The following is a 16,820-nucleotide window of genomic DNA, read 5'->3' as shown; positions in this document are numbered from 1 at the left end:
TACGAATAGGACACACGCGGGACGGCATGCGCCGCCCTGCCCCGCCGCTTATGCTATCGCGACCTCGCTCAGCATGCGCCAGCCGCGTTCGAGCGTTCTCGTCGCGGAGCCGGCAACCGTGACCATGCCGCTCAGATGAATGTCGCGGCTCGAGCTGCCGACCAGCAGATCGAATTCACCGGGCTCGACGATACGCTCTGCGCGCCCGTCGGTGAAGTTCAGCATGTCGACCGGCAGCTTCACGCGCACACGCGCCGATGCCCCAGCCGCGAGCGGCACGCGCGCAAATGCCTTCAGCTCGCGCACTGGCCGCGCGACCGACGCGTGCCGGTCGCGCACATAGATCTGCACGACCTCGGTGCCGTCACGCGCGCCGATGTTGTCGACCGTGAAGCTCAGTTCGACCGTGCCGTCTTCGATCGGCACTTCGCTGTGCGCGAGCGCGAGATCGCCATAACGGAACCGCGTATAGCCGAGGCCGAAGCCGAACGGATAGCGGCAACCGAAGTGGTACGCAACCGGCGTTCCCGCGCTCTTCAGACGATGGTTATACACGTACGGCACGGCGCCCGCGCTCTTCGGCACCGACAGCGGCAGCCGGCCGCTGAAATTGGCGCGACCCACCAACAGATCGGCCAGCGCCTGCGCGCCGCGCTCGCCGGGCGCGAACGCCATGATTTGCGCGGCGATGCGGTCTTCGAGACCGCCGAGATTGTACGGACGGCCGCCCGTCATCACGACGACCGTCGGCGTGCCGCTGTCGACCACCGCTTCGAGCAACGCTTGCTGCACGCCCGGCAGATCGAGGCTGTCGGTATCGGACCCTTCGCCGACGGTGCCGGACTGGAACAGGCCCGCCAGATCGCCGACGAACACGAGCGCCACGCCCGCTTGCCGCGCGGCATCGACCGCGGCCGCGATGCCGTCGGTGTCCTTGCTGATCAGCTCGTCGCAATGCGCGTCGCCGGTCAGATCGAGCGACACGTCGCCCGGGAACACCGGCGCACCCGCGCGGCGTTCCTTGATGATGTCGCAACCCTGCGCGTGAATCACGCGCTTCTCGCCGAGCAACGCGCGCAGTGAGCGCAGCGGTGTCGCGATCCACGCCGTCGACTGCTCGCCGCTGTTGATCAGATGCACCGGGAAGCTGTAGCCAGCGAGCAGCGCGAGCGGATCGTCGGCGGTCGGGCCGATCACGGCGATCTTGTCCGCGCCGTTCGCGTCGAGCGGCAGCACGTCGCCTTCGTTGCGCAACAGCACCGCCGATTCGAGCGCGACCTGATACGCGGTATCGCCCGCGGCCGCGCTCTTCACATCGACGCGCTCGGGATCGACGTACGGATTCTCGAACAGGCCGAGCTGAAATTTCACCCGCAGCACGCGCGAAACCGCGTTGTCGATCGTCGCTTCGGTGATCTCGTTGCGCTCCAGCGCTTCCTTCAGATGCACCGCGCACTCGTGGCCGGGCAACTCGACGTCGAGGCCGGAGTTGAACGCGAGGGCCGCGGCCGATGCGCTGTCGCGCGCCACCGCGTGATGGCTGAACAGCAGATCCACGCCAGCGTAATCGGCGACGACGAGGCCGTCGAAGCCCCACTTCTCACGCAGCGTGTCATGCAGCAGCGCGCGGTCGCCATGACAGGGCACGCCGTCGACGTCATGATACGCAGGCATCACCGAGCCCGCGTTCGCGAGCTTCACGGCCATCTCGAACGGCAGCATGAACACGTCGTTCAACTCGCGTGGGCCGACGTGCACCGGCGCATGGTTGCGGCCGCCTTCGCTCGCCGAATGACCGACGAAATGCTTAAGCGTCGCGAGCAGATCGCGTTGTTCGCCTTGCAGGCCCTTCACGTAATGACAGGCGAGCACGCCAACCAGATACGGGTCTTCGCCGAGTGTCTCCTCCGTGCGGCCCCAGCGCGGGTCGCGCGAGACGTCGAGCACCGGCGCGAGCCCCTGGTGACAGCCGATCGAGCGCGCCTGCTCGCCGATGATCGTGCCCACTTCGCCGACCAGTTGCGGATTCCACGTCGCCGCATAGTTCAACGGCGACGGGAACAGCGTCGCGTCCTTGATCATGAGCCCCACGAGGCACTCTTCGTGCGACATCACCGGAATGCCGAGGCGCGTGTCTTCGACCATTTTGCGCTGCAGCTCGTTGAGCGCGCGCACGCCTTCCTTCGGATCGACCGTGTGCGTGCCGAGCGGACGCGTGATCTGACCGAGGCCATGCTGCAGGATCTCGTCGACCGTGATCTGGTTGGCGCTCTGCGCGAAATCGATGCTGCGCGCCTGGTGCTTGCCATCGGCCGACAGCTTCAGCCACGCGGCGTGAAGCTGCGCAATCTTTTCGTCGAGTGTCATGCGCGCGAGCAGATCGGCCACGCGCTCTTCCACGGCTGCCGCTGGATTGCGGTAGAGCGGGACTTCACTTTGGCGAAGCAACATCGAAAACTCCTTTTTTTATCTTGATGTACGAAGCGCATGAAGCGCCGGCAAACCCATTGTTTCTGACCAGCGTCCGGCAGGGCGCTGCTTCGGCGCGGATGCCATCCCGCGTTATTTCACGCACCTTTCATCCGTTCGCAGTCCTGCTGATCGACCGCGCTTGCTCGCGTCGTGCAAGCACCGCGAGCGCAAGCGCATCAGTGCAGACGCGGCAGCGCGAAATCCTTGTCGTCGAACACGTGGCACGCGTGCGGCGCAAACGCCAGCTCGACGCGTTCGTCGTGCGTCACGCCACCGTCGCCGGGCAGTTTGGCGATCATCGCGTTGCCGCCGCGGATGCCACCGTCCAGATGCACGTAGCTATGCTCGCCCATCCGTTCGACCAGACGCACCGCGCAGCGGATCGCCTGCACGCCGGGCTGCGTCGACGGCAGCGCGAGGTGTTCCGGGCGGATACCGAGCGTGACCTGCGAGCCGACGCGCTGCCTGCGGCCGTCGACCGCGGCGCGCACGCGCTCGCCCGTCGTCAGCTCGAGCTGGATGCCCTTGTCGTCGACGGCGAGGACCGTGGCAGGCATGAAGTTCATCTTCGGCGAACCGATGAAGCCCGCGACGAAACGGCTCTTCGGCCGGTGATACAGATCGAGCGGCGCGCCGATCTGGGCGATGCTGCCGTGTTTTTCCATGTCCGCGCCGGCGTGCAGCAGCACGATCTTGTCGGCGAGCGCCATCGCTTCGATCTGGTCGTGCGTGACGTACACCGCGCTCGCGCGGTTGTACTCCCGATGCAAACGGGCGATTTCAGTCCGCGTCTGCACGCGCAGCGCGGCGTCGAGATTCGACAGCGGCTCGTCGAACAGGAACACGCCCGGCTCGCGCACGATCGCGCGCCCGATCGCCACGCGCTGGCGCTGGCCGCCGGACAGCGCTGCGGGGCGGCGTTCGAGGTAGCTGTCGAGTTGCAGTGCGGCAGCGGCGCTGCGCACCTTCCTGTCGATGACGGCCTTATCGATTTTTGCCTGACGCAGACCGAAGGCCATGTTCTCGTACACGCTCATATGCGGATAGAGCGCGTAGTTCTGGAACACCATCGCGACCTGACGCTTCGCGGGTTCGACGTTGTTCATCAGTTGACCGTCGATGCGCAGTTCGCCGTCGGTGATCGATTCCAGGCCGGCGATCATGCGCAGCAGCGTGGACTTGCCACAGCCCGACGGTCCGAGGAACACGCAGAATTCGTCCTTGCCGACTTCGAGGTTGGCGTCGCGGATCACCGCGTTGCCGCTCGTATAGGACTTCTGTACGTTAGTAAGGGAGATGCTTGCCATATCGTTTTATGCGAGGTTCGGTGTGCGGGCCGCGCTGGCCGGCACGATTCGAGGTGGTTGCGATGCGGATCAGCCCTTGAGCGAGCCGGCCATCATCCCTTTGATCACGCGCTCCTGACCGAACGCATAGCCAACGATCAGCGGCAACGAGGTGAGCACGAGGACAGCCAGCATCGACGGTATGTTCGACGCGTATTGCCCCATGAAGTCCCAGATCGCGAGCGGCAGCGTCCGGTGCTCGGCCGTCGACGTCAGCATGTACGCGAAGATGAACTCGTTCCACAGACCAATGCCGTTGAAGATGGCCACGGTGGCGAGCCCCGGTGCCGAAAGGGGGAAGAAAATACGCCAGAAGATGCGGAACGGACTGCAGCCGTCGAGCTGCGCGGCTTCTTCGAGTTCGCGCGGAATCTGGCGCATGAACTCGGTCAGGATGAAGATCGACACCGGCAGACTGAGTGCCACGTAAGGGCCGAGCAGCGCGAACGCGGTATCGTAAAGACCGAGGTTGCGCGTGAGCAGGTAGATCGGCACGAGCGTCGCATGCAGCGGCACGATCATGCCGGCGACCACGAGACCGAAGAGCGTCTTGTTCAGCGCGAAGCGCAAGCGCGCAAACGCGTAGGCCGCCATCGCACTGATGATGACAATCAGCAGCACCGACACGCCGACCGTGAACACGCTGTTGCGCAGATACGTGAAAAACGGCCCTTGCAGCACAGCCGTGTAATTGCCCCAATACAGGTGGCTCGGCGGCGCCCAGACGGAAGTCGCGAAGGTCTCTTCCTGGCTCTTGAAGCTCGACGCAACCATGAAGATGAATGGAATCGTCGTGACAGCCAGCCAGATCAGAGCCAGCATGGGAATCCCCACGCGCGGGAAGCGGAGTTTCTTGTTCATGGTTCAGACCTCGGTTGCATAACGGCGGGTGAAGTACATCGATACCGCCGCCACCGTGATGACGATCAGGAACATCGCCGAGCCGATGGTGCTGCCGTACCCAAGCTGGAACGAACTGAACACCGTGCGATACATGTAAGTGGCCATCACCTCGGACGAGCCTTCGGGCCCGCCACCGGTCATGACGAAGACGAGATCGAAGTAACGCAGCGAGCCGAGCACGGACAGCAGCACAGCCGTGCGCACCGTGCCTTGCAGGTGCGGCAGCTTGATGCGCCAGAAAATGGTCCACTCGGAAGCGCCGTCCAGCAGGGCAGCCTCGTTGACCTCGGCCGGCATCGACGACAGACCGGCGAGGAACAGAATCATGTAGAAAGGTGCGTTCTGCCAGATGATCACGGCGATGGTCGCGCCCAGCGAAAAATGCGGATCGCCCAGCCAGTCCTTGGCGATCCCATCAAGCCCGAATGCCTGCAACGCGACGTTGAGCGGACCGAAATTCGGATCGTAGATTTGCTTGAACAGCACCCCGATCGCCACGCTCGACATCAGCAGCGGCAGGAAATAGAGAACCTTGAGCACGCGCGAGCCACGGCCGGCTTTTTCCAGCAGCACGGCGAGCGCGAGCGCGATGGGAAGCTGGATGACGATCGACGCGACAGCAAGAACGACGTTGTTCTTCAGCGATTGCCAGAACACCGCGTCGTGCGCGAGCCGACCCCAGTTCGCGAGCCCGACATAACGGGCAGTGTTGCCGAGGCCGTTCCAGTCGAGCAGCGACAGCCGCAGACTGGAGACGAGCGGATAAAGCAGGAACACGGCCAGCAGCAGCAGCGACGGCGCAAGAAACACAGCCGTGGCGAGCGTTTGCGATGAGAATCTCAGCCGGCGTTCGGGTGTAGCGGAAAGTGCGATATTCACGGGCTTGTATGCCGACCGGCACCTCACGGTGCCGGTCGGACTTTTCTTTGGGACTGGAGATCAACCGCCCTTCTTCGAAGCGGCTTCCATTTGCTGCGCAGCAGCCTCAGGCGTCAGCGACAGACCGAACAGTTGCTGCGTCGTGTCCTTGTGCAATTCACCGAGGGCCGGCGGCAGTGCCTGGTCGTACCAGAGCTGCACGCTCGGAGCCGCGGCGAGCAGTTTCTGCAGACGCTGCGTGAACGGATCGTCGATCTTGACGTTATTGACCGGCGGGAGCTTGTGGTCATCTGACGCGCGAGCCTGCATCGCCTGCTCGTCGGTCAGTGCCTGGATCAGTTTGAACGCTGCTTCCGGCGTCTTGCACTCGGTCGAGATGCTGAGGAAGCCATCGCCAACGGTGCCGATCAGGTCGCGCGGATCGCCCTTGCCACCCGGCACGCTGGGGAACGCGAAGAAGTCGAGATCCTTCGAGAATCCCGGATTTTCGTTCGCGATCGTCGAAGCTTCCCAGGCGCCCATCAGCTCCATCGCAGCCTTGCCCGTGTACAGCAGGCGGCGCGATGCGCCCGAGTCGTAATCGAGACCGTTGATGCCCGGCGCGAACGCGCCGGCCTTCACGAGTTCCTGAATGCGCTTGCCGGCTTCGACGAACGCCGGATCTTCGAAGCCCTTGCCCTTGCCCTCGATCGCGTCCTTCACGACTTGCGGACCACCGATACGGTCGACCAGGTACATGTAGTACATCGAACCGGTCCACTTGTTCTTGTTCGCGAGCGAGAACGCTGCAACACCGTGCGACTTCAGCACCTCGACGACGTGCATCAGTTCATCCCACGTCTTGGGCGGCGCGATGCCGTACTTCTTGAAGACTTCCTTGTTGTAGAAGATCACCGCGGCCGCCGCGTTTTCGGCGGCAACACCGTAGGTCTTACCGTCGAAGGTCGTGACGTTCCACGACGCTTGCATGAAGCGGCTGCGATACGCCGGATCCTTGTCCAGGTACGGCGTGAGGTCGGCGATCTGGCCGGATTTCACGTACTCGTGCAAGCCGCCGCCGCCCCAGTTCTCGAACACGCACGGCGGCTGGTTCGCGCCGAACGCGACCTTCAGCTTCGTCTTGTATGCCTCGTTCAGGACGTGCGAATTCTCGACCTTGTAGCCCGGGACCGCCTTTTCGAAGCGATCCGACGCGTCGCGAATGATCTTGCTGGACGACGCGTTGGTCTGCTGGTCCCATACCGTGATCGTTTTGGATTCCGCCGCTACGGCGTTCGAGACGACTGCAGACAACGAAAATAGCAGCGCCGTGGCGCCGATGATGGACCGCGCTTTAAACAAAGCCGGAAACGCCATGTGTGTGTCCCCTCTTCTAGATTTTTAAGAAATCGCCGAAACGTAACGTTAGCCTTAACGTTAGTGGATGTTAGGCTCGTGCATGAAGTAAGGCTATGGGGGATTTTACCTGGTCCCGGCGCACTGCGACGCAAACTGCCGCACAGAACTACCGATTATGGCAAAGCTGAAATATAACGGGTTCTGCTAGAATAGTGACTACATAAACGGTATCGCTAACGTAACGGCGAGTCGGACAATCTAATGAGCTCTCGCACACCTTCGACCCGCATGGCAAGGCAAACCCCCACGCTCGAGCACGTCGCCAAGCTTGCCGGGGTCTCTCAGATGACCGCGTCGCGCGCCCTCAACGGCCGTTCCGGCGTGTCGCGCGAAACCCGCGACGAGGTACTGAGAATCGCGTCGGACATCGGTTACGTCGTCAACCGCACCGCGCAGAAACTGTCGGGTGGCCGCAACGGCATCATCGGCATCATCACGCCGACCCTCGACACGCAATTCTCCAGCGAGCTGATTCTGGGCGCGGGCCGCGCGGCGCGCGGCGCGGGCTGCGAAATGCTGGTCTACACGGTGTTCGACGAAGACCGTCATACGCATCACGACCTGCTTGGGCTCATCCAGCAATTCTCCGACGGCATCCTCGCCATTCTGCCGCGCGAGTCGCTGTGCCTCGAAGCGCTCGCCACCGCGAAGGTGCCGGTCGTCGTGGTCGATCAGCGCGGCACGCTGACGGGCTTTCCGTCGGTGTCGGTCGACAACTACGGCGGCGCCTGTCTCGCGGTCGAGCACCTGGCGGAGCTCGGCCACAAGCGCATCGCGTTTCTGGCAGGCGACGAGACCATCGAAGGCGTGCGCGACCGGCAACGCGGCTATCGCGACACGCTGGCTCGCCTGGGCCTGCCGCGCGAAGATGCGCTGGTCGCCGCGGGCGACCTGTCGCAAATGATGGCGTTCGACGTCACGTTCGACTTGCTGAACCTCGCCGAGCCGCCCACCGCGATCTTCACGGCCAACGACCAGAGCGCGTTCGGCGTGATCGCCGCAATCCGCGAAGCCGGCCTGCGCGTGCCGGACGACATCTCAGTGATCGGCTTCGACGACATCCCGATGTCCGAGCAGTTTCACCCGGCGCTCACCACGATCCGCCAGCCGTTCCAGCAAATGGCGCGCTCGGCGGTCAACACGCTGCTCGCGCAGATCGCCGGGATCGACGCCGCCTCGCAGCGCATCACGCTGCCGGCGGAACTGGTGGTGCGCGATTCCACCGGCCCGGTCCGCACGAAGCAGCGCCGCGGCCGTCACCAGATCGTTTCGACGTAAGTCGAGGCGCGCACCTTCGCATCCGAAGTCACGAGCGCGCCGCCATGCGTGCGCGCGGTCGCGACGATCAAACGTTGATGCAAGGCGAGCGCGGGCGGCAGCGTGGCCGCGCGAAACGCGATCTCGGCGTCGACCGGAATCATCCGCACGCCGTCGAGCGACAGAAACGTCGACATCCAGCTGCGCGCGTCCATCGACAGCCCGAGACAGCCCATCTTCACGAACTCCGCGATTTCGAACGCGCTGATCGCCGAGATCAGGATCTCGCCGCCGGCGAGTTCCCGATCGATCGCATCGTGCGCGGCCTGGCTCAGCGCTTTCTGCCTGCCGAGCCAGCACACGAGCGCAAGCGTATCCAGGGTGATCATCAGTCGTCCCGCTCGGCCGCGACCGGCTGCAATGCGTGTTTCAGATTGAAATGCGTGATCGACGCGCGCAGCAGCTCGAGCGGATTCTCCTGCTTGCTGCGATACGGCCGGATTTCGATGGTGGGTTGTCCGCGGTCGGTAACGACCACGGTTTCGCCCAATGCCTCGACCTGACGGAACAGCTCGCAGGCCCGGGACTTGAAAATGGCTTTAGATACTCTCTTTTCCATGACGCTCTCCACCCATCACAATTCCAACGGTTATTTTTTGTATCGGGCCGGTGCGTCCGCATGCGAACGTTCCCGATGCGTGGCCCGACATTCTTTATCGATCTGCTCCCAGTCGTTGCTTGCCACCGTACTGCCAGGTGCCCCCTCGGGCTTCGGTCGTACTCGCGGCGGCACTGCGGCGCGTCTTGGGTTCCAATGCTTGCCCCGCGTGCTTTTAGGTCTTCGAATAGGCGCAAAACATCGTGAACGTTACCCTTAACGTTAGCGGATGTTAATGGCGCAGGTTCCCCGCCGCCATGCGGAGTTTACCTAGGCTCCGAAACACTATCCGAGCGCCCAACTCAACGCGCTAAATTTGCGTCACTTTTCTTCGTTCGATGCAGGCGGCCTCGCTGAACGTTCCGCATCGAAATGCACGATCCACGTATGTAGCGATTCGCGCCGCTTCTTCGGCGCGCGCCGCTGCTGTGGCTCCCGTTCGGTAGCCGGTTGCCCGCGCCGCGCGGCAGCGGCCGTTTCACCAGGCGTGCCGCTGTATCGGTGCTCGGACGCGCCGCTCGCCATGGCCTCGCCGTCCTGCTTCGCTCCTTTTTTCTCCATCGCGCTGTCCGCCATCGGTGTACCGTTGCTCGCTCGTCGGCATCGACCTGTCAAACCACTGCGTCGACGTCTTCGCCGACTTCAGGTCGCTCGACGGACACCGCATCGCCGTTTGCATCGAACAGCGTGACCGCCGACGACGCCACCTTGATTCCTACGCGCGCGCCGACCGCGTGCTGCGCGTCCTTCTTGTCGAGCTTCAGCGCGATCGCGTGCGCCATCCCGTCGAGTCGCGCATGCAAAATCGACACGTCGCCCAGATGCTCGACCAGTTCGACCCGCGCGGCGAGTCCTTCGTCAAGCGAGCCGATGCCCAGATGCTCGGCGCGCACCCCGAGCGTCAGCTCGCCGCCGATCGGCTGCGCCAGCCGGCCGGGCAGCTCGATGCGCTGGCTCGCGCCGGCGAGCGTCACGACGGCTTGCGCATCGCTTTGCGACTCCAGCGTCGCAGCCAGCATGTTCATCTGCGGCGAGCCGATGAAGCCGCCGACGAAGCGGTTCGCGGGCCGCTCGTATAGATCGAGCGGCGCGCCGGTCTGTTCGATGCGGCCTTTGTTGAACACGACGATCTGCTGGCCGAGCGTCATCGCCTCGACCTGGTCGTGCGTGACGTAGATCATCGTCGTGCCGAGTTCGCGATGCAGCTTCGCAAGCTCGATACGCATCTGCACGCGCAGCGCCGCATCGAGATTCGACAACGGTTCGTCGAACAGGAACACACGCGGCTTGCGCACGATCGCCCGTCCGATCGCGACACGCTGGCGCTGGCCGCCCGACAGCGCCCTCGGTTTGCGCTCGAGCAGATGCGTGATCTGCAGGATCTCGGCGGCACGGCCCACCGCTTCGCGCACGTCGCGTTTCGACTTACCCGACAGCTTCAGCGAAAAGCCCATGTTTTCCGCGACCGTCATGTGCGGGTAGAGCGCGTAGCTCTGGAACACCATCGAAATGCCGCGGTCCACGGGCTGCAGATCATTGACGCGTACGCCGTCGATCAGAATGTCGCCGCCGCTCACCGACTCGAGCCCGGCGATCATGCGCAGCATCGTCGATTTGCCGCAGCCGGACGGCCCCACGAACACCGTGAACTGACCGTCGGGGATGTGCAGGTCGATGCCCTGGATCACCTGCGGTCCTTCGCCGTACGTCTTCGTGACGTTGTGCAATACGAGTTCGCCCATTGATACCTCCTCCTCAATCCTTGTACTTGCAGACCCCGCGCGACGCTATCCCACTGCCCCCACTACTGTCGCGCCGCGCGAGGTTCGGTGCGTCCGACGCCGTGCGCGCGCCTCAGCGCGCGGCCGCGACGCCGGCGTGTTGCGCGATCACGTCGCGGTACCACAACGCGCTGTCCTTCAGCGTGCGCTGCTGGCTCGCGTAGTCGACATGGACCATGCCGAAGCGCTTGTCGTAGCCCGACGCCCATTCGAAGTTGTCCATCAGGCTCCAGGCGAAATAGCCGGCCACGTCGACGCCCTGTTGCACCGCGTCCGACAGCGCGGCGAGATGCAGGTCGTAGAAGCGCACGCGCTCGGCGTCGTGCACCCGGCCGTTAGCGAGCACGTCCTTGGTAGCGCAGCCGTTCTCGGTGATGTAGATCGGCGGCAGCTTGTAGTCGGCGTTGATGCGCGTCAGCAACTCGGTGAGGCCTTGCGGATAGACTTCCCAATCCATGTCGGTGAAGCCGAGCGCGCCCGGCGGACGCTTCTCGCCCGATGCGCTCGCAAAGATCCGCGTGTAGTAGTTGATGCCGAGGAAATCCATCGGCGTGCGGATCACATCGAAGTCGCCCTCCAGGATCACGTCTTGCGGACCGTTCGCGCCATACCATTGCAGCGCCTCGGCCGGGTATTCGCCCTTGAACAGCGGGTCCATGTACCAGCGCACGAACTTCGCGTATTCGAGCGACGCGGCCGCAAGATCTTCCGCCGAATCCGTCGCCCCATGCGCCGGCGACTGGTTCAATACGATGCCGAGCGGCGCCTTCACGCCATCGGCGCGCAACGCCTGCAACGCCAGGCCGTGCGACAGCAGCAGATGGTGCGCGACGTGCGCGGCTTTCTTCAGATCGGCGTTGCCCGGCGCGAAATAGCCGGTTGCGTTGCCGAGCCACGCCGTGCACCACGGCTCGTTGTGCGTCGTAATGGATGCGACGCGATCGCCGAGCACGCTGCCGATCTTGCGCGCGTAGTCTGCGAACCGATAAGCGGTGTCGCGGCTTTCCCAGCCGTTTTGCACCTGCTGCAGCGACAACGGCAGATCCCAGTGATACAGGGTCGCAAACGGCTGGATGTCGCGCGCGAGCAAACCATCGACGAGGCGCTCGTAAAACGCGAGGCCCCGGTCGTTGAATGCGCCGTGCCCAGTCGGCTGCACGCGCGGCCAGGCGATCGAAAAGCGGTAAGCCTTGACGCCGAGTTCGGCCATCAGATCGAGATCTTCTTCGACGAGGTGATAGTGATCGCACGCGACATCGCCGTTCTCGCCGTTCACGACCTTGCCCGGCACCTTGCAGAACGCGTCCCAGATCGACGCGCCGCGACCGTCCTCATGCGCTGCGCCTTCGATCTGGTAGGAACTGGTAGCGACGCCCCAGACGAAGTCTTCGTTGAATCGATACGCCGACATAGATGATGTTGTCCTGAATGGTCATGCCCGCGAGGGCGTGAAAAATGAATGAATGGATCTCAAGCCTTGACCGCGCCGGTCGTCAGTCCGTCGATCAAACGCCGCGAGGTGAACGCGAACAGCACCAGCAGCGGCAGCACCGCGACCGCGGAGCCCGCCATCACCGCGCCCCAATCCGAATTGGTCGGGCTTTGCAGAATGCGCAGCGCGAGCGGCAGCGTGTACATCGACGGCGAACGCAGCACGACGAGCGCCGACAGAAAGTTGTTCCACGCCTGAATGAAGCTGATCAGCCCGAGCGTGCCCAGCGCCGGTCCCAGCAGCGGCATCACGATGCTCCAGTAGATGCGGAACTCGCCGCAGCCGTCGATGCGCGCCGCCTCGATCAGCTCGGACGGAATCGCCGCCGCGACGTACTGGCGCATCAGGAACACGCCGAGGGCGGCGGCAGCGCCCGGCACGTACAGCGCGCGCGGCTGATCGATCCAGCCGAGCAGGTTCATCGTCATGAAGGTCGGAATCATGCTGAGAAACGGCGGTACCAGCATCGCGGTCAGCGCGATCGCGAACAGCGTCTTCTTGAAGCGGAACTCGTACATCGCGAACGCGTAGCCTGCCATCGACGTGACCAGCAGCGTCAGCACGGTCTGCATCGCCGCCGTATAGAAGCTCCAGCCGAGATTGCGCCAGAACGGAATATGCCGCATCAGCGAGGCCATGTTGTCGAGAAACGCGCTGCCGAACCACAGCGGCGGCGGCATCGAGAAGATCTCGGAGCTCGTGTGCGTCGCGAACACGAACATGAAGTAGAACGGCGAGAACATCAGCAGCGCACCCGTCAGCACGACCGCGTAGCCGATATAACGGCCGTTGTTGTTCGACGATTTCATCGCTGTGTCTCCTCGTTCATGCCGCTGCGGTGAAAGATGCGTGTGTTCAACCACATCAACGCGCCGATCGAAATGAACAGCAGCCATGCGATCGAACTGGCGGTGCCGAAATCCCCGTCGTGGAATGCGGTGCGATACATATAGACGGCCGTCGTCAAACCGGACTGGCTCGTACCCATGCCTTCGTTCGGCAGCAGGATGAACGGCTCTTCGAACAGTTGCAGCCCACCGATGATCGACAGCGTGACCGCGAAGAAAATCATCGGCTTGATCAGCGGAATCGTGATGCGCGTGAACTGCTGCCAGCCGTTCGCGCCGTCGATGCGCGCGGCCTCGTACAAATCCTTCGGAATGGTTTGCAGCGCCGACAGATACAGCACCGTGTTCCAGCCGACGTACCGCCAGAAGATCACCACCGACACCGCCGGCTTGACGTTCTTCGGGTTATACAGCCACTCGATCGGATGCGCGGGGACGATCCAGTGCAAGCCGGGCAGCTTGCCGAGCTCAGCGATCGCGAGGTTGATCATGCCGAAGTCGGTCGAATACAGCGACGAGAAGATCAGCGCGATTGCGACGCTCGACGTGATGAACGGCAGGAAGTACAGCCCGACCACCAGATTGCGCCAGCGGCGAAACGCGGTTTGCAGAAAGAACGCGAGCGGCAGCGCCACCAGATGCTGCGGCACGCCGGACATGACCGCCATCGATGCGGTGTTGTACAGCGATTTCCAGTACCACGGGTCGGTCAGTGTGAACGTGAAATTCGACAGACCCACCCACTTCATGCTGGCGAGCCCCGCCGTCGCATCCCAGCTCTGGAACGACAGGTACAGCGAAAACAGCAGCGGGAACGCCATGAACAGCGCGAACAGCAGGAAAAACGGGCCGAGAAACAGGTAGGGCGCGAGCTTTACCGGGTCGAGCCGCGACGTTTTGCGCGGCGCGACGAACGGCGCGGGCGAGCTCGGCACATCGCTCGCGCGCGCCTCGCGGGTGACCTCTTCGGTCGTGGGCAGAGGAGTGTTCATCAATGATTCCGTCCAGTCGGGCGTGGCCGCGGTCGATGACCGGCCACGCTGTTTGCAGCAGACTTCAGCGCACTGCGGCACACACCGGTCGCGGCGTGCAGCGCGCCGCGGCCTTGCATCAACAACGTTTAACGGCGGACCCGATGCGCGATCTGGTCCTGTGCTTCCTGCAGCGCGGTATGCACGTCTTCGCCGTCGTCGACGACCTTGTCGAGCGCCGAGTGCACCGCTTCCTCGGCGACCTGGTCGTATTTGCTACGCTGGATCGCCGGAATGTGCGAGGCCGCATCGCGCCAGATCAGACGCGCCTTCTCGTTGCCGAGGAATGCGACCGGCTCCGCGAAGAACGAATCGTTTTGCGCGGCGAGCAGCGCGGGGAATGCGTCGATCGAACGGAACGACGCGAGCTGCGTGTCCTGGCGCGTGGTCAGGAACTTGATGAATTCCCACGACATCGGCTTTTGCGTCGCCTTTGCCGGAATCGCGTAGAACGTGCCGCCGAACGATGCGTACGCGTTGTTCGGCAGATTGGTCGCGCGCCACAGGCCCTTCGTGTCCGGTGCGATCCATGACGACAGGTGGCCGCCGAGCCACGCGCCCATCATCTGCGTCGCGACGGTGCCGCGCTTGAAGCTCTCGGCCCATTCGTTCGACCACGGCGTGATCTTCGCGTCGAGACCCAGGTCGCGCGCTTTCTTCGCGAGCTCGAACGCCTTCACGAATCGCGGCGACGTGACGACCGGATTGCCGGCCTTGTCGAAGTACACGCCATCGCCTTCCTTCAGGTCGGCGCGAATGTAGATGTCCTCGATATCGCGCGACGATGCCATCAGGTACGCGCCCGTCGCCTTCTTGATCTTCGCGCCGGCCGCCAGATACGAGTCCCACGACTTCGTCAGGTCGGCTTCGGTCACGCCCGCCTTGTCGAGAATGTCCTTGCGATAGAACAGCGTGCCCGGGCCGATATCGGCCGGCATGCCGACGATCGTGCCATCCTGCGTGGTCGCCTGTGCGAACGTGTAGTTGATGAACTGGCTCTTGTACTGGCCCGCGTTGTACGGCGCCTTCGACAGATCCTCGAGACCGCCGCCCGCGGCGAAGCGGCCGATAAAGCCGACCTCGACCGCCATCACGTCGGGCAGATCGGAGCTCGTCGCGAGCGCGGTGGTCATCGCGTTGTGATGATCGGCGATCGCGAGCGACGACACCTTGATGTCGACGTCCGGATGCAGCTTTTTCCACGCCGGAAGCGCGTCCTTGATTTCCTGATCCAGCTTCGGAAAGACCGCGACCGTCAACGTGGTGTTGGCGTGCGCGCCGGCTGCGGCCAGGCTGAGCAGAACGGCGGCGGCAGAGCCTGAAAAGCGGAATTTCATTACTCGTCTCCTAAAGAACCTGTTTGAATTGCATTCGATGACTACCCGGTTGCTGCGACCTACTTCCCCTGTTGTCTTTTGTTGCTGCTTTGCTTGCTGCTGCCTGAAAGCGCTTTCACGCCAAGGCAAAAAAATAGCCGCTACGTACGCGTATCTCCGCGCTTGACCGGCGGCGTTATTCGTCGCGTCGTTTCGCGTGTCACAAGCGTGAGCGGGATCGGACTGAGCGCGATCGACTGCTTGCGGATCATCTGCACGATGCCCTGCGCGGCGAGGCGGCCGATTTCATAAGTCGGCTGGCGGACCGTCGTCAAAGGCGGCGTCATGTACGACGAAGTCGGCAGATCGTCGAAACCGACCAGCGACACGTCGTCCGGCACCCGCACGCCGCGGCGGAACATCGCGAGCCGCGCGCCGTACGCGGTCTGATCGTTCGCGCAGAACACCGCGCTGAACGACGGATGGCGGGCCATCAAACGCTCCATCGCGGCGGCGCCGCCGGTTTCCAGGTAGTCGCCCTGCTCGACGAGATCGGCATCGAAGCCGATGCCCGCTTCCTCTAGCGCCGCCCGGTAGCCCTCCAGACGCTCGATCGCATCCTCGTGACTGGCCGGCCCGGCGATGAACGCGATCTCGCGATGGCCTTGCTCGATCAGGTGACGGGTCGCGTCGCGCGCGCCCTGCATGTTGTCGATCGGCAGGCCCGCGAGGGTCGCGCTGTTTTGCACCGAGCGGCCCAGCACGAGCATCGGCGCATGCCGCGAATAGTCGGTCAACGTCGGCTCATCGAGTTGCGCGTGCAGCAGGATGATGCCGTCGACGCGCCGCGCGATGAACTGTTCGAGGCGTGCCTTTTCTTCGGCGACGTTCCAGCGGCTGCTGACGAAAATCGGCGTAAATCCCGGTTCGTACAGCGCCTCTTCGATGCCGCGCAGCCACTCGGCGTAAAACGGGCTCGACACCGCCTGCGTCAGTACCCCGATCGTTTCGGTCCGACCACTCGCGAGACTGCGCGCGAGCACGTTGGGCCGATAGTTGAAACGTGCGATCGCCTCTTCCACCGCCTGCTGCTTGGCGGGAAGCACGCGCGCAGAACCGTTCAGGATCCGCGATACGGTGCTCGGAGAAACGCCGGCCGCGCGCGCGATGGCTTCGAGCGTCACGTTGGGCGCAACCGGTACGTTGGGTACCTTGGGCGCACCGGGTTTGTCGTTTGAGCCGTCGTCGGTCATGAGTTCTGCCTGAATCCGCTGTTGAAAGCGCTTTCAAATATGAGCAAGCGCGCTACGTCCGGTGATGAATTCGAAAAGACGAAAAAGCAGCCGATGCGACGAGGGTGGAGGAGGCGTCGCACCGGCCTCTCTATGAAAGAGAAATAAACAGTCCTTGAAACAAACAGATCACTGCGATTGCTGATC

15 protein-coding genes are annotated in these 16,820 nt (G+C 63.5%); 1 reads left to right on the top strand and 14 read right to left on the bottom strand.

Translation table 11 applies throughout. From position 1 onward, the window contains the following. Window positions 1–48: 48 nt before the first annotated feature. From BJG93_RS28890 to BJG93_RS28870, 5 genes are all read right to left on the bottom strand, one after another. Window positions 49–2,451 (bottom strand): glycoside hydrolase family 3 N-terminal domain-containing protein, encoded by a 2,403-nt coding sequence (locus tag BJG93_RS28890; protein ID WP_027194674.1) that lies wholly within the window; start codon window positions 2,449–2,451, stop codon window positions 49–51. 197 nt (window positions 2,452–2,648) lie between these two features. Beyond that, window positions 2,649–3,779 (bottom strand): ABC transporter ATP-binding protein, encoded by a 1,131-nt coding sequence (locus tag BJG93_RS28885; RefSeq protein WP_027194673.1) that lies wholly within the window; start codon window positions 3,777–3,779, stop codon window positions 2,649–2,651. A gap of 69 nt (window positions 3,780–3,848) precedes the next feature. Then, window positions 3,849–4,679: a carbohydrate ABC transporter permease gene (locus BJG93_RS28880; protein ID WP_027194672.1), complete on the bottom strand. Its 831-nt coding sequence runs from the start codon at window positions 4,677–4,679 to the stop codon at window positions 3,849–3,851. Window positions 4,680–4,682: 3 nt separating this feature from the next. Then, window positions 4,683–5,531, bottom strand: coding sequence for a carbohydrate ABC transporter permease (locus tag BJG93_RS28875; RefSeq protein ID WP_034477533.1), 849 nt, complete (start codon window positions 5,529–5,531; stop codon window positions 4,683–4,685). 129 nt (window positions 5,532–5,660) lie between these two features. After that, window positions 5,661–6,956, bottom strand: coding sequence for an extracellular solute-binding protein (locus tag BJG93_RS28870; protein WP_034477531.1), 1,296 nt, complete (start codon window positions 6,954–6,956; stop codon window positions 5,661–5,663). A gap of 270 nt (window positions 6,957–7,226) precedes the next feature. Between BJG93_RS28870 and BJG93_RS28865 the strand changes: the two genes are divergently transcribed. After that, window positions 7,227–8,276, top strand: coding sequence for a LacI family DNA-binding transcriptional regulator (locus tag BJG93_RS28865; protein ID WP_027194669.1), 1,050 nt, complete (start codon window positions 7,227–7,229; stop codon window positions 8,274–8,276). On the opposite strand, the gene BJG93_RS28860 is transcribed toward BJG93_RS28865, so the two are convergent. The 9 genes from BJG93_RS28860 to BJG93_RS28820 all read right to left on the bottom strand — a co-directional run bounded on the left by BJG93_RS28860 (window position 8,255) and on the right by BJG93_RS28820 (window position 16,634). Then, complete coding sequence (locus tag BJG93_RS28860) at window positions 8,255–8,644, bottom strand: type II toxin-antitoxin system VapC family toxin (protein ID WP_027194668.1); 390 nt, start codon at window positions 8,642–8,644, stop codon at window positions 8,255–8,257. The two genes, BJG93_RS28865 and BJG93_RS28860, sit on opposite strands and share 22 nt — an antisense overlap. Continuing rightward, complete coding sequence (locus BJG93_RS28855; RefSeq protein WP_027194667.1) at window positions 8,644–8,874, bottom strand: type II toxin-antitoxin system Phd/YefM family antitoxin; 231 nt, start codon at window positions 8,872–8,874, stop codon at window positions 8,644–8,646. Before BJG93_RS28855 ends, BJG93_RS28860 begins: the two co-directional genes overlap by 1 nt. A gap of 360 nt (window positions 8,875–9,234) precedes the next feature. Further along, window positions 9,235–9,474 carry a hypothetical protein gene (locus BJG93_RS28850; RefSeq protein ID WP_154671703.1) on the bottom strand — a complete coding sequence of 80 codons (240 nt, stop codon included), beginning with the start codon at window positions 9,472–9,474 and terminating at the stop codon, window positions 9,235–9,237. Between the two features lie 50 nt (window positions 9,475–9,524). Further along, a complete protein-coding gene (locus BJG93_RS28845; protein WP_027194665.1) occupies window positions 9,525–10,655 on the bottom strand; it encodes an ABC transporter ATP-binding protein in 1,131 nt (376 codons plus the stop codon). Window positions 10,656–10,767: 112 nt separating this feature from the next. Further along, window positions 10,768–12,105, bottom strand: coding sequence for a GH1 family beta-glucosidase (locus BJG93_RS28840; protein WP_027194664.1), 1,338 nt, complete (start codon window positions 12,103–12,105; stop codon window positions 10,768–10,770). Window positions 12,106–12,164: 59 nt separating this feature from the next. Beyond that, the gene (locus tag BJG93_RS28835; protein WP_027194663.1) at window positions 12,165–12,995 is read right to left on the bottom strand and encodes a carbohydrate ABC transporter permease; all 831 of its coding nucleotides are present in this window, start codon (window positions 12,993–12,995) and stop codon (window positions 12,165–12,167) included. Beyond that, window positions 12,992–14,026 carry a carbohydrate ABC transporter permease gene (locus tag BJG93_RS28830; protein ID WP_027194662.1) on the bottom strand — a complete coding sequence of 345 codons (1,035 nt, stop codon included), beginning with the start codon at window positions 14,024–14,026 and terminating at the stop codon, window positions 12,992–12,994. Before BJG93_RS28830 ends, BJG93_RS28835 begins: the two co-directional genes overlap by 4 nt. Window positions 14,027–14,154: 128 nt before the next feature. Next, entirely contained in the window at window positions 14,155–15,402 is a 1,248-nt protein-coding gene (locus BJG93_RS28825) for an ABC transporter substrate-binding protein (RefSeq protein WP_027194661.1), read from the bottom strand. 140 nt (window positions 15,403–15,542) lie between these two features. Further along, complete coding sequence (locus BJG93_RS28820; RefSeq protein ID WP_027194660.1) at window positions 15,543–16,634, bottom strand: LacI family DNA-binding transcriptional regulator; 1,092 nt, start codon at window positions 16,632–16,634, stop codon at window positions 15,543–15,545. Between the last annotated feature and the right edge of the window lie 186 nt (window positions 16,635–16,820).

It is taken from the genome of Paraburkholderia sprentiae WSM5005 (genome assembly GCF_001865575.2).
GTDB lineage: Bacteria > Pseudomonadota > Gammaproteobacteria > Burkholderiales > Burkholderiaceae > Paraburkholderia > Paraburkholderia sprentiae.
The sequence above is the reverse complement of the archived record's forward strand: the minus strand, read 5'-3'. Positions and strand labels throughout refer to the sequence as shown.

Coding starts and splice junctions, on each gene's coding strand:
- BJG93_RS28890 (WP_027194674.1), bottom strand. CDS start 2,451: ATGTTGCTTCGCCAAAGTGAAGTCCCGCTCTACCGCAATCCAGCGGCA.
- BJG93_RS28885 (WP_027194673.1), bottom strand. CDS start 3,779: ATGGCAAGCATCTCCCTTACTAACGTACAGAAGTCCTATACGAGCGGC.
- BJG93_RS28880 (WP_027194672.1), bottom strand. CDS start 4,679: ATGAACAAGAAACTCCGCTTCCCGCGCGTGGGGATTCCCATGCTGGCT.
- BJG93_RS28870 (WP_034477531.1), bottom strand. CDS start 6,956: ATGGCGTTTCCGGCTTTGTTTAAAGCGCGGTCCATCATCGGCGCCACG.
- BJG93_RS28865 (WP_027194669.1), top strand. CDS start 7,227: ATGGCAAGGCAAACCCCCACGCTCGAGCACGTCGCCAAGCTTGCCGGG.
- BJG93_RS28860 (WP_027194668.1), bottom strand. CDS start 8,644: ATGATCACCCTGGATACGCTTGCGCTCGTGTGCTGGCTCGGCAGGCAG.
- BJG93_RS28855 (WP_027194667.1), bottom strand. CDS start 8,874: ATGGAAAAGAGAGTATCTAAAGCCATTTTCAAGTCCCGGGCCTGCGAG.
- BJG93_RS28850 (WP_154671703.1), bottom strand. CDS start 9,474: ATGGAGAAAAAAGGAGCGAAGCAGGACGGCGAGGCCATGGCGAGCGGC.
- BJG93_RS28845 (WP_027194665.1), bottom strand. CDS start 10,655: ATGGGCGAACTCGTATTGCACAACGTCACGAAGACGTACGGCGAAGGA.
- BJG93_RS28840 (WP_027194664.1), bottom strand. CDS start 12,105: ATGTCGGCGTATCGATTCAACGAAGACTTCGTCTGGGGCGTCGCTACC.
- BJG93_RS28835 (WP_027194663.1), bottom strand. CDS start 12,995: ATGAAATCGTCGAACAACAACGGCCGTTATATCGGCTACGCGGTCGTG.
- BJG93_RS28830 (WP_027194662.1), bottom strand. CDS start 14,026: ATGAACACTCCTCTGCCCACGACCGAAGAGGTCACCCGCGAGGCGCGC.
- BJG93_RS28825 (WP_027194661.1), bottom strand. CDS start 15,402: ATGAAATTCCGCTTTTCAGGCTCTGCCGCCGCCGTTCTGCTCAGCCTG.
- BJG93_RS28820 (WP_027194660.1), bottom strand. CDS start 16,634: ATGACCGACGACGGCTCAAACGACAAACCCGGTGCGCCCAAGGTACCC.